At 62.0% G+C, this 12,532-nt stretch carries 8 protein-coding genes, 1 tRNA gene and 1 riboswitch; of the genes, 3 read left to right on the top strand and 6 right to left on the bottom strand.

The window, feature by feature from the left end:
• Window positions 1–26: 26 nt before the first annotated feature.
• Window positions 27–102 (top strand) — tRNA-Val (locus AC1Q80_RS23790).
• Between the two features lie 294 nt (window positions 103–396).
• Here AC1Q80_RS23790 and AC1Q80_RS23785 read toward each other — a convergent pair.
• From AC1Q80_RS23785 to AC1Q80_RS23775, 3 genes are all read right to left on the bottom strand, one after another.
• Window positions 397–795: a (R)-mandelonitrile lyase gene (locus tag AC1Q80_RS23785; protein ID WP_173419673.1), complete on the bottom strand. Its 399-nt coding sequence runs from the start codon at window positions 793–795 to the stop codon at window positions 397–399.
• A 62-nt stretch (window positions 796–857) separates the two neighbouring features.
• Window positions 858–4,319, bottom strand: a complete 3,462-nt coding sequence (locus AC1Q80_RS23780; protein ID WP_492362042.1) for an ATP-binding protein — start codon at window positions 4,317–4,319, stop codon at window positions 858–860.
• A complete protein-coding gene (locus tag AC1Q80_RS23775; protein WP_492362041.1) occupies window positions 4,319–5,596 on the bottom strand; it encodes a metallophosphoesterase family protein in 1,278 nt (425 codons plus the stop codon). Before AC1Q80_RS23775 ends, AC1Q80_RS23780 begins: the two co-directional genes overlap by 1 nt.
• A gap of 376 nt (window positions 5,597–5,972) precedes the next feature.
• Between AC1Q80_RS23775 and AC1Q80_RS23770 the strand changes: the two genes are divergently transcribed.
• Both AC1Q80_RS23770 and AC1Q80_RS23765 read left to right on the top strand, forming a co-directional pair.
• The gene (locus AC1Q80_RS23770; RefSeq protein WP_492362040.1) at window positions 5,973–7,811 is read left to right on the top strand and encodes a methyl-accepting chemotaxis protein; all 1,839 of its coding nucleotides are present in this window, start codon (window positions 5,973–5,975) and stop codon (window positions 7,809–7,811) included.
• Window positions 7,812–7,994: 183 nt separating this feature from the next.
• Window positions 7,995–8,468 carry a MarR family winged helix-turn-helix transcriptional regulator gene (locus AC1Q80_RS23765; protein ID WP_173419669.1) on the top strand — a complete coding sequence of 158 codons (474 nt, stop codon included), beginning with the start codon at window positions 7,995–7,997 and terminating at the stop codon, window positions 8,466–8,468.
• A 90-nt stretch (window positions 8,469–8,558) separates the two neighbouring features.
• On the opposite strand, the gene AC1Q80_RS23760 is transcribed toward AC1Q80_RS23765, so the two are convergent.
• The 3 genes from AC1Q80_RS23760 to hupB form a co-directional block, all read right to left on the bottom strand.
• Window positions 8,559–10,763 carry an esterase-like activity of phytase family protein gene (locus AC1Q80_RS23760; RefSeq protein WP_492362039.1) on the bottom strand — a complete coding sequence of 735 codons (2,205 nt, stop codon included), beginning with the start codon at window positions 10,761–10,763 and terminating at the stop codon, window positions 8,559–8,561.
• Window positions 10,764–10,847: 84 nt separating this feature from the next.
• Window positions 10,848–11,756, bottom strand: a complete 909-nt coding sequence (locus AC1Q80_RS23755) for a DMT family transporter (protein ID WP_492362093.1) — start codon at window positions 11,754–11,756, stop codon at window positions 10,848–10,850.
• Between the two features lie 78 nt (window positions 11,757–11,834).
• Window positions 11,835–11,985, bottom strand: a riboswitch (FMN riboswitch).
• 122 nt (window positions 11,986–12,107) lie between these two features.
• Window positions 12,108–12,383, bottom strand: coding sequence for a DNA-binding protein HupB (hupB, locus tag AC1Q80_RS23750; protein ID WP_034803616.1), 276 nt, complete (start codon window positions 12,381–12,383; stop codon window positions 12,108–12,110).
• Between the last annotated feature and the right edge of the window lie 149 nt (window positions 12,384–12,532).

The raw sequence follows: 12,532 nt of genomic DNA, 5'->3' as shown, positions 1-12,532 counted from the left end.
CGGACACATCCGGTCCGGACGCTGAAGGGCGATTAGCTCAGTTGGTAGAGCGCCTCGTTTACACCGAGGATGTCGGCGGTTCGAGTCCGTCATCGCCCACCATTTTCTCTTCTCATGTAATTGTTGATGATAATTCAGGCCATGTGTCTGCCTCTCGCAGTGCTTTATGCCGCAATGCGCGATGAACGCCCAGCGTCTCGCGGACTCAACGCATCAAAACATCGTGCTGTTGGCGCTTCCGGCAAACTCAAGCGGCGAAAACCACTTTGGCGTTCAGTCGTGTCGCGGAGCCGATTCTCTTGAAAGCGCCCTTGCTCTGGCGGCGCGCGGCGAAAGAACTCCTCAAATCCGATTCGCCATCCCATCTCAAACGCGGCCGATTCGCAAAAGAATCGGCTAGACGCCGCGATACTGCTCTTCGCTGACATGTTCGAGCCAATCGACCGCCTTGCCTTCGAGTGCTTCCTGAATGGCGAGGTGAGCCATGGCGGTATCCGGCGCGGCACCGTGCCAGTGCTTTTCACCCGGCGGAAACCAAACCACGTCCCCAGTCTTTATCTCGCGCACCGGCCCGCCCCAGACCTGTGCCAGCCCGCGGCCCGAGGTGACCACCAGGGTCTGGCCCAGCGGATGCGTATGCCACGCAGTGCGTGCCCCAGGCTCGAACGTCACGTTCACGGCGCGCACGCGAGCCGGCTCCGCCGCCTCGATCACGGGGTCCTGCCTGACCGCTCCGGTAAAATACTCGGCCGGAGGCCGCGTTGAGGGCCGTGAACCGCTGGGTATGATATCCATCTGCCGTTCCTCCAGTTCTTCGTGGCGACCATTCGGCAACAGCATGCCGATTTAAGCAAGCGTCAAAGCCTGTGGATGGTCACTTCCGGGCACGCCGCCCGGGCGATGTCGCAAAGATGCTCGTGATGCGTCAGATAGATCACCTGCCCGAGGCGGGCCATATCCGCCATCAACGCGAAGGCGCGACCGGCACGACCGTCGTCAAACGTCTCCATGATGTCGTCAGCAATGAAGGGCAAGGTTTCGCGCGCTGCGGCCACTTCATGGTAGCCCGCGATCCTGAGTGACAGATAGAGCTGGAAGCGCGTGCCCTTGGAGAGATCGCGTGCCAGCTTGGATCCGCCGGCAGCGGCGTTGGCAATCAGGAACTCCTGGCCCTTGTCGGCCTGTGCCGACAGACCCGTATATTCTCCGCCACTGATACGGCTGAAGGTTTCCGAGGCGCGCCGCATCATGGCGCTGCGGTGGCGCTCGCGAAAGAGCCGGAGCGCCTGTTCGGCAGCGATCAGACCCGCCCTCAGTTTGAGATAGCCGAGCGCCTTTGACTCGATCTCCAAAAGCAGCGTGCGGCGACGCTGCTCGAGGGCTGCAACGGTGTCATCGCCGGCGATATTTGCAAGCGCGGCTTCCTTCGTTCGCATGTCGGCATGCAACTCGCTGACATCGCGGTCGCTTTCCTCAAGAAGCGCCTCGATGCGAACCAACTCCAGCCTTACCGCCTCGTCATCAAGCGTGGCCAGTAACGCCAACGCATCGTCGATGCTGACAACGCCAAGGCGCGACACCAGGTCGGCCTCCGCTTCGGTGATGCGCTGGCACAGCCTCTCCTGTTCGCGGGAAGCGTCGAGCCGCAAGCCTGCTTCATCCAAAGTCTCGCAGTCGAAAAAATCGAGCACGAGGCGCTTGCGGGCAACGTGGAGCTCCTGCTCCGCAGCTACCTTGCGTTTCTCCTCTTCAAGCCGGACACATTCCGCCAACAGCGCCGCGCGCCGAGCCTCGTGTTTTTCAGCCTCGGCGATGCGCGCCTTCATGGCGGCGAAGGTCGCAAGCGTATCGTCGACGGCCGAAGCGCCGGCAAGGTCTGCGATCGCCGTCTCAAAGGCCACTTGGTCCTTGCGCATGCCGGTGACGCGGTGATCGAGATCCACCTTGCGCTGCACCAGCTTGTCGAGATCCTGCAAGACGGCGAGCATGGGCGCAATCTGATCCGGCAGCGGCCGCTCAGGCCGACCAGCAAGCCAGGTGCCCGACAGCAGATCATCCCATTGCGCCTGCCAGGACGACAAGGCGTCTTCGGCCTGCGTCAAGGTCGACAGCCGCTGCTCCAGACCGTCGGCGGCACGTCGAGCGGCCTCGCGCGCCGCCTTGCCGGCAACGAAGGCCGCCTGTGCCTGCGCGATGGCATTTTCGGCAAAGGCCATGAGATCATCAAGCCGCGGCGGGAGACGTTCGGTCAGTCCGATCTCGGCGAGTGATTCCTTGAGTGTTTCACGCGCGTCCTTCGCGTCGGCCTGGGCGCGATCGAACTCCAGCCGGGTCGAGCGCTGCTGCGTGCGAACATCGAGCGCCGCAAGCCGAGCCGCAATCCAAGCCTCCAGCTGCGTCAGTTGCGTGACGCTAGGTAATCCACAGCCTGCCGCAGCCATCTGCACGGCTTCCAGCAACACGGACGATTCCCCGGCGACGGAAACCTGATGTTCCCGAAGCGAATCGAGCCGCGCCCGGCGCTCGGCGATCGACAAGGCGAGCGAGTGCATATCTGCGACCTTTGCCGCCTCGGCAAGCCGCAATGCCGTTGCATCGTCGTCGCGCCGCAAGGCGTCTTCAAAGATCACGGCGGTCGTTGCATCCAGCCGAGCCTTGTGCTTTTCCCAGGCATGCTGCCGATGCTGGCGAAGCTCGGTGGAAGCCCTGTCGTCAATGGCCCCACCCGAAGCCGTCAGGGCGTCGAGGCGGGCCGCCTCGCCAGCCAGTTGCTCGGTCTCGCTGCCGATGCGATCTGCAAGGCGCAGACGCCTTTCGTCCAGCGCCGCAAGTTCTCGTCGCCAGATCTCGATCGTGCCAGCGGCCGGCACAGGCAGACCGAGCAGATCATCGGCGCTGCCGGAAAACGGATTCAAAGCCTCGAGCTTATCGGCAAGCTCGGCATCCAGGCGCTCGAGCGACTGTCTTGCGGCATGCAGCCGCAGACCGCAATCGTCCTGCCGCAGGCGCCGAAGACGCTCGACAAGCATGGTCGGATCAGCACCCGGGCCGCCTTCGGCCTGTAGCCGCACAAGCTCGGCGGCTGCCTCCCGCTCCGCACGCCTTGCCGCATCCGCCTCCTGTCGGGCAGATGCCGCACGCTCCTGCAGCGCCGAATGTTGCCGGGAGAGTTCCTGCAGCCGGGTGTTTGTGGCCGCCGGCAGCAGCAGCGACGCCGGATCCCGGTCGCCGGGATCTCCGAGCCGGACAAGGCAGGCGGCAATTTCGGTTTTCGTTCGCGACAGTTCGTCGATCCGTGCCGGCATGTCGCGCGCCGCGGTCACATACCGTGCATCAAGCGCGGTCTCCTGCAGCACGTTCAAACGTTCCGCCAGGACGAGGGCCGCCTCGTCTCGCGGCAGATCTTCCAGTTCGTCCTGCCTGCGCCGGGCTTCGTCGTCAAGCTGGCGCAGCCTGGTCGCGATTTCGATGTCGCGTCGGCGCAACGCCGGCAGATCCGCTGCCCACTCGGCCGGCGCTCGCGGCAAGGCCGGCGCCTTTGCCAGATCGGCTCGCAGACCATCAAGTCGCCTGAAGAGCGGCAAGGCATCCATCTGAGCCTTCAGCCGGTCACGTTCCATGCGCAGCTCGACACGGTGCGCCATGGCCGCGTCGTGACGCTCACGGGCCGCCAGAAGCGTCCTGCGCAACGCCGCGTATTCGCGGGCATTGACATCAAGCCGACTGCGCTCGACCTTCAGCGCGTCGAGTTCGGCCTTCAGTTCGGAAAGCTGATGCTTGCGTGCCTGAGGTCGGTAAAAGGCATCCGCCTCACCGCGCAGGGTAGACAGGATCGCGGCGCTATCGGGCAGGCCGGAACTGGCGGAAAAAAGCAGCGAACCGAGTTCACCCTCACTCTTCAGGATCGATTCCCCGCCCTCCTCGATGCTGTCATCGTCGAGCGAGAACATCATGCGATAGGTCGCACGGTCGATCGAGCCGAGCGAGGCGGAAAACAGATTGTCCGGCAGCGGCTGATCGTCGGCGCACACCAGCGTGTTGGTCTTGCGCTTCACTCGGAAGGCCTGGTGCGTGCGACCAGCCGCCTCGACAACCCCGCCGACCCGCATGGTTGGATAGGGGTGCAGAAAGCCGTAAGAGCTGTAATGCTCGATGCCGAAAAGCAGATCGAGGAAGCCTGAAAACAACGTCGACTTGCCGGCCTCGTTCGGTCCGTAGACGATATGCAGGTCCGGCGTGCCCGATGCCGCCGGACCGAAATCAAGACGGCGCCCGGTAAATTTGCCGTAGCGCACCAGGTCGAGTTCGCGCAACCGCATCAGCGAGCCCCCCCGCCGGCGCTGCCGTGAAGATGCGCAAGCACCTCCGCTGCACCGGAGACACCGGCATCGAATGCCAGTCTTTCGACAGCCGCTTCATCCGGCGCCAAGAGCTGGCGCAACTCCGGCGGCAGTTGCTGCAGCAACTCCTCGACGGCGGCGCGCACGTCCTGACGGTAGCCATGGGCTGGCAGGACGTCGCTTGAGACAAGCGCCGCCAATTCATCGACCGGGTCGGCCATCACCGTCCCGGTTCCGGCATCCGGGTTGCGGCAAACGAGCTCGATCTTCTCGACCCAGCAGCCGCCGATACCCGCAGCCACATTGTCGATCTCTGCCTGGAGCAGATCGCCATCGCGGCGCAGGCGCCAGGCAAGCGGTGTCACACCGGTCAAGGTCAGCCGAAGGATCACGTGATCGGCAGCGTTGGCATTGCGAGCCCGCAGGAAGGCGTTTCGGACCGCATCGAGCATATCGCTCCACTCGGAAATGCCTGTCAGCTCAAGGCTCATCCTCTCGAAAGTCGCAAGGCCGATCGCCCGTTCCTCGATCGTCAACCGCCCCTCGTCGCTGACTGTCACCAGCATTACGCCCTTGGCCCCGGCTTCATTGATGTCGCGCCCCTGCGGCATGCCCGGCATGACGACAAAGGGTTCGCTGGCATGCACCTGATATTGATGAACGTGGCCGAGCGCCCAATAGTCGAAGCCGTGTGCCTGGAGCTCCGCTACGCTGCAGGGCGCGTAAAGATCGTGGCCGGCTGCACCCGCAAGGCTCGTATGCAGCATGCCGATATTGATCGTGTCGACAGCGGGCATGTGAAAGGACGGCAGCAGGCTTTCCGGCGCGTGCGGGCTCGCAAAGCTCATGCCGTGGATATAGATATCGCGACCGCTCTCCAGCGTCTTTGCCAGAACAGGCTTGCTGCGGCCCTTGAAGACATGCGTAGACGGCGGCAAGGTCAGTTCATTCGTCACCTGCGATTGGGCATCATGGTTGCCACGGATGATGAAGACACGGATGCCGGCTTCGTCCAGGCGGCGCAGTTCGCCCGCGAGGAACAGCGCGGTGTTCATGGACGTCTGGCTGCCGTCGTAAAGGTCGCCGGCGATCAACAGGGCATCGACCTCTTCCGCAAGGCAGAGATCGACAATCCGCACGAGCGCCTGCCGGGTGGCGCCGCGCACGATTTCGGCAAGATCGGCATTTCGAAGCGCGAGGCTGCGTAGCGGCGAATCGAGATGGAGGTCGGCGGTGTGAACGAAACGGAAGGGCATGGGCGACCATGGCCCGCGACAGCAGCACCCGTCAATGCACCGGCGACCGTCATCCACGCGAACGCGCCCATCCCACACGGTTATTTCAGGCCACCCAAGTAAAGACAGCCCTAATACATGTGGACTGCAGTTTCGGCATGAAACGATCGCTCGAAAGAGCGCGTTCTCCTATGTGCAAATATCAGATTATACTCACTTTAATCGATTAGCGCTTTTGTAATAACTTGTTGGATAGGTTTCGCGCGGCTGCATTTTGCGTGCGGTCAAGCACAGGAATGACTCCCTGCTTCGGCATCCGCTCCGTCATGACGATCAAGAGCCGGAACGACTTATTCATGCACCAACTTTTACGGACGCCGTTCCTCCGGAGTTATTCATGTCGCGCCTAAAGATATCACACACTCTTATTGCCCTTTTCCTGATGGTTGGCCTCATCGTCACCGTCTTGGCTGTCGCCTCGCTCGGCGGCATCAAGATGATGAACGAGCGCAACAACGAGATCGCCACCACCTGGTTGCCGCGCGTCTCGCTTTCGCGTGCGCTCGAAACCCAGCTTTCGGACACACGCATGTCGTTTGCCCGGCACCTGATCTCCCTGACGCCTTTCGAGAAGAAGGCGGCCGAAAAGGTCATCGGTGAAGCCGTGGCCGGGTTCGGCAAGCTTTCAGATGAATACGCCGCGCTCATGGTGACCGACGCCGACAAGGCGGCGCTCGAAAAGGTAAAGAGCACCTACGAGGCCTATCTCTCTGTCTCCGCGGGCATGGTCAAACTCTCCAACAATCTCGAAAACATGAAGGCGCAAAGCGTGTTCAAGGTCGAGATGCGCGAGACGGAACAACTGGTCGATCAGGCGATCAAGGACATGCGCGCGCTTAACCTTGCCGGCGCAGACGCTGCCGTTGCTGCAAGCTCCGCCACGCACGACCAGATCCGCACGATCGAAATGGGTGTCATCGCGGTTGCGGCCTTCATCGTGCTCGGCGCCATCCTCTACGCAATCCGCGGCATCGCTCGTCCGATCCAGATCATCACCCGCTCGATGGCGGGTCTTGCAAACGGCGACACCTCCACCGCCATTCCCTACGGCGCGCGCAAGGACGAGATCGGCGAGATGGCACGCGCCGTCGAGGTCTTCCGCGAGGCCGCCATCTCCAATCTGCAGCTCGAGGAAGATGCCAAGGTGCAGCGTTCGCAGGCTGAGGCCGAGCGTCGACGCGTAACGGAGGAGGCGGAAGCCGCCGCGCAAATCCGCCTGCAGGAAGCAACGGCGGGTCTTGCGACCGGTCTTCGCCGCCTGGCGGCGGGCGATCTCGCCTTCCAACTCAACGAACCTTTTGCGCCGGATTTCGAACAGCTGCGTCACGACCTCAATCAGGCCGTTGCCCAGCTGGCCGATACGCTGGCTGCCGTCTCCTCCAGCTCCAGCAGCATCGACAGCGGCGCGCGCGAAGTCAGCCAGAGCGCCGACGACCTGTCGCGCCGTACCGAACAGCAGGCCGCTTCGCTGGAAGAAACAGCCGCTGCCCTCGACCAGATCACGGCCAATGTCGGCAGCTCGTCCAAGCGAACCAACGAAGCGCGCGCCATCGCCAGCCAGGCTAACGAAAGCGCCCACAAGTCCGGCGCCATCGTCTCCGGTGCGGTCGATGCCATGGGTCGTATCGAGCATTCGTCGAGCCAGATCTCCAACATCATCGGCGTCATCGACGAGATCGCATTCCAGACCAACCTGCTGGCGCTGAATGCCGGCGTTGAAGCGGCCCGCGCCGGCGATGCCGGCAAGGGCTTTGCCGTCGTTGCCCAGGAAGTGCGCGAACTGGCACAGCGCTCTGCCAATGCCGCCAAGGAGATCAAGGACCTGATCCGCAACTCGGCCGTCGAGGTGCAGAGCGGCGTCAAGCTGGTGCGCGAGACCGGCGAAGCGCTGCGCACGATCGAAGGTTTCATCGTGACGATCAATCAGCACATGGATGCGATCGGTGTTTCGGCGCAGGAACAGTCTGCCGGACTTTCCGAGGTCAACACCGCAGTCAACCAGATGGACCAGGTGACCCAGCAGAACGCGGCCATGGTCGAAGAGGCGAATGCCGCAAGCGCGACGCTGGCACAGGAGGCAGGTCGTCTGCGCGAGCTTATCGCCCGCTTCACGCTCGCCGAGACTTCCGGCTACGGCTACGCGCCTTCGGCCGGTTCATCGCGCTGGGCGGCATAGTCCGAACAGGCGAAATTCTTGAGCATGCAAGTGAAACGGTCTCCGGAAACGGGAGCCGTTTCTTCGTTGAGGAGGTCGTTACCGTGAAATGGCAGAGGTTTTAGTCGACAAATGTAGCAATTGTAACTATCAATAATGTTGCTGCCATTTGACATGGCACCTCACAATTTTCCAACGATGATCATGAAGAAGACATTCGAAGTTTCCGACAGGCTGTTTGAGCTTTATCACCGCGTCCACCGGCTGGTGAACGAGTCGATGACAGAGGAAGGCGTTTCGCTGGCGCGCAGCAAATTCCTGTTTTTCCTGAGCAAGCTCGGCCCCTGTCGTTCGACGGATATCGCCTGCGCACTGAACTTCGCGCCGCGCACCGTCACCGAAGCGATCGATGGCCTTGAGCGTGACCGGCTCGTGATGCGCAAGCCGGATCCCGAGGACCGCCGCGCCAAGATCGTCTCGATCACCGACACGGGGCGCGTCATACTGGAAGCGGCTGAACATCCGCGCAAACAGCTGATCGAGGAAATCTTCTCGGCACTCGACGACAAGGAGCTCGATCAGCTCTTCGATATCGTCGGCAAGCTCGTCGACAAGACGGACGAGATCCGCAAGCGCAAGGACGAGGCGGAAGCCGCACAGATTGCGGTCGCCCGCTAAACACTTCTTTCCGCCAATGCTGATAGCCAAAACAGAAAGAGGCCGGGACGTCATGTCCCGGCCTCTTCCGTTTTTCTCCTGGCCCGACGCTTACATCGCGTCGATGGCACCGATGGAGAAGAACAGCGTTTCGCCGGAGGAATCGTCGACACCGTCATTGTCGGTGACGACATAGCCGTTACCGGCGGCATCGACGGTAAAACCTTCGACCTTGTCGACGACGTAGCCATTAAGAGCCTTCAGATCGGGAATGAGGTCACGAACCTCTTCCTTCTTGACGACCGGAAGCTCGCCGCCGAGCGCTGCCGGCTTCAACTCGGCAAGCGCGACACGGTAGAGCTTCTTGAGCTTGGCCGCCTGACCGATCAGGTTGTCGCGTTCGATGATATAGGCGTAGTCGCCGTGCACCGAGATTTCCGAGAGGCCGACCCAGCCGCCATCTGCTTTTTCGAGCGGATAGCGGACTGCACCCCATTCCTCGCTTGACGGCTTGTAGGAGACGAGCTTGACGAAGCCCTTCTGGTCGTCCTTCCATTCGCGCTGGACGGCCATCCAGAGCACCTGATCGTCGCCTTCGCCGACGACCGTCACACCCTCGAAGCCGAAGCGCGTCTCGCCTGCACGCAGAGCTTCGGGAAGAGCGATCTCCTTCTTGATTTCGCCCTTCTTGTTCACCTTCAGCAGTGCATGGCTATAGAGTTTGTCGGAGTTGCCTTCGGAAGCAAGCCAGAAGCCCCCTTCCCCATCATTGGCGACGCCTTCGATGTCGAGCTTCTGTGCCGGCGCGCCGTCGCGGGTGATGCGGAGCGTCTCGGTGATCAGCGCCGGCTTCTGGGTCGCGTCGATGGTGAAGATGGTCGGCTGCGACGCATAGACGGAATCATTGACGGCACGCAGGAAACCCGGCTTGTCGGCAACGGCGGCCAGACCCGAAAGCGCGCCAAACCCGACAGGTAGACCATCCTTGTCGGCCGAGCGGATCTGCGGATAGGCAGCCTCGCCTTCGCCACGCTCGTAGATCATCACATGCGAGCGAGCGCCGCCGTCCTCGCCAAGGTCGACCTCGTTGGCGGTGGCAAGCAGATTGCGCGACGGGATCGCAACGGCGCCTTCCGGCGAGATACCCGACGGCAACAACTGCAGCAGTTCCGGCTCGGCGCCGGTGTCCTTGTAGACGCCGACGACGGATGCGCGTTCAGCAAGCACGAAGAACAGATTGTCGTCGCCGAACTTCGCGGCCTCGAGGCCCTCCGGCTCGACGCCCTTGGCCGACGAGCGCTTCTCCGGGTAATGGCCGATCGACGCAATCGCGTGTTCGAAGCTGGCGCCGGACTCGAACAGCACCTTGCCGGTCGTATCGAAAATCGTGAAGCCGCGCGAACCGCCCTCGTAGTCGCCCTCGTTGGCAACGACGATGCGGGTGTCGTCGAGCCACTTGACGGCATCGGGCTCGCGCTTGCGGCCGGGCTGCTCGTCCTTGAAGGCGATCGCGCCGTCGCGCTTGGTATCGATGTCCTTGAGGTCGACGCTGCCTGCAGAGAAATGCGTCTTCACCGTCGCCGATTTGGCATCGATGATGACGATGTGGTTGTTCTCCTGCAGTGTCAGCGCGATCTCGTCCTTGCCGTTGAAGGAAACGAATTCCGGCTCCGGATCGTCGCCGGCAACGTCGGCAAGGCCCGTCAGGGTCACGTGCTTGATCGTAGCGCAATCGGCAACGCCGTCCTTCAGCGACAGGATCACCAGGTCGCCGGCAGGCATCTGCGGGATCTTGCCGTCATTGACCTCCTCATCACGCTCATTCTCGATGGCGATCGCGGCAAGCGTGCGGTCCTTGTTGACCGCGACGGAGTCCGGCTGACCGCCGAGATCGCAGGTCGCTTCGATCTTCTTGGAGGCGACGTCGACGGTGGCGAGGAAGCCGGAGGGCTTGATGAAGCTTTCGCGCGTGTTGACGGCCACGAGTGCCTTGGCACCAGCGACGGTCACCGATGTCGGCTCGCCATCGAACGAAACGATGCCGGCCGCCTTCGGCGCCTTGGCGTCTGTGATGTCGATGAGGCCGATGCGCTTGCCGGGGCTATCGGAATAAATCAGCGTGTTGCCGTCTTCGGTGGCCGTGATGATTTCCGCAGAAGTCGTTTCCTTGCGGGCGTCACCTTCCAGATTGTCGGCAACGGCGAAGGACGCGATACGATTGAACACCGGTTCGGCAGCAGCCGGAAAAGCAACAGACGCAAGAAGCATGGCGGCGAGCGCCGTTCTGCATGATGAAATGGTCATGAAATCCCCCATGTCGAATATCCAAAACAAGGGGGTTCTGCGGGATGGCGATGACAGGCGCATGACAATCCCGCAGCTTTGTTGTGCAGCGTCGCTTTACGCGCTTGCGCGCTCGCGTTTCATCTCGTGGCGCATGATGAAGAGCGAGGCGCCGAGGATCAATGCGGCTCCCAGCCAGAGATAGCCGCTCGGCGCATAACCGAAGACGAGCCAGCCGGCGAGAACGTTAAGCGGCAACTTGAGATCATCGAAGGGCTGAACATAGGCGGCATCGGCAACCGTATACGCCAGCGTCAACAGATACTGTGCCACGACGGTCAGGAGCCCCGCCAGCACCAGCAGCGCGAGCATGGTACCGCTCGGCACGACAAAGCCTGCCGACAGCGCCAGCACGCCGTTGATCGGCGTCAGAAGCACCAGCAGCCACACTGTGATCGTCTCGGGACGCTCGATGCCGGTCAGGCTCTTGGTGATCAACGACGACGCACCCCAGAGCAGTGCCGAAAGAACCGGCAGCAAGGCTGCCCAGGTGAAACTCTCCGACCAGGGCTGCAGGATGATCGCAGCGCCGGCAAAACCAACTGCCGCAGCGCCCCAACGGGACGCGCCGACGCGTTCGCCAAGGAAGAGCCGTGCACCGAGAATGATGAAGAACGGTGACGTCATCACCAGCGCGATCGCCTGCCAGATCGGGACGGAGGCCAGGCCCGAAACCCAGGCCCCTACCCCCAGGGCTGCAAGGCCGACACGAACGACGTGACGCCAGGGATAATCGGTGCGCATCGCCGATAGACCGACCCGCAACAGGAAAGGCAGGGAGAAGACGAGCGCGAACGCATATTGCCAGAAGGCGGTGGAGGTGGCGGAAAAGCCGAGTTGCATCGTCATCCATTGCGTGACGACATTCAGCAGAGCAAAGGCAACGCCGGCCAGTATCATCCAGGCGGCCCCGGCCATGGCACGGGAGGTGAAAAATGCTTGAGTAGTCTCGCTCATGTCCTTCATCCGCAAACAGGGACCAACAAAAACCAGGACGCATGAGCGCAGGGTGCGAAGACGGGCAGCCCTGCCCTTCGCATCCACGATCATTCTCTTTCATCCGGACTGTGACCGTCGGCTCCGGAATTGCACCGGATCTGCTATCCTTCCAGCCCACAAAGGCTGGAAGCGCTCGCGGGCTTGAGCCGAAGCCCTTACCGCCGGTGGGGACTTTCACCCCGCCCTGAGAACAGGCTGAGCCGTAGACCAAAGCCTGAGCTGCTGCAAGGCCAACTGGAAATGCAGAAGGGTCCGGCGTGAGCCGAACCCTTCAAGACTTGGACTGCCGGCCTCGTATCCGGCCGTCAAGCAAACTTATCAGCCGTTAACGGCATCCTTCAGGCCCTTGCCGGCCGTGAACTTCGGAACGTTACGTGCCGGGATGTCAACTTCAGCGCCCGTGGACGGGTTGCGGCCCTTGGAGGCTTCGCGACGCGAAACGGAGAAGTTGCCGAAACCGACGAGGCGAATGTCGCCACCGTTCTTCAGTTCAGCCTGGATGGTCTCGAAAACTGCATCAACTGCGGAAGATGCGTCGGTCTTGGAAAGTCCGGCCTTCTCAGCAACGGCAGACACGAGCTCATTTTTGTTCATGTTTCCACCCCTTTCAAAATGGTTCGAAACGACTGTGTTTTTAAGCCGCGGCGGCTTGCGCATCGCCCGCGTCTTGCCATTCCCAATTGCGCCTAATCCCTTGGAATGCAAGGCTTGCGGCATGCTTTTACAACAAAAAAGACCGGCCA

This window comes from Ensifer sp. GW823-FHT05D09, from assembly GCF_058795755.1.
This window is presented reverse-complemented; position numbering and strand designations above follow the sequence as displayed.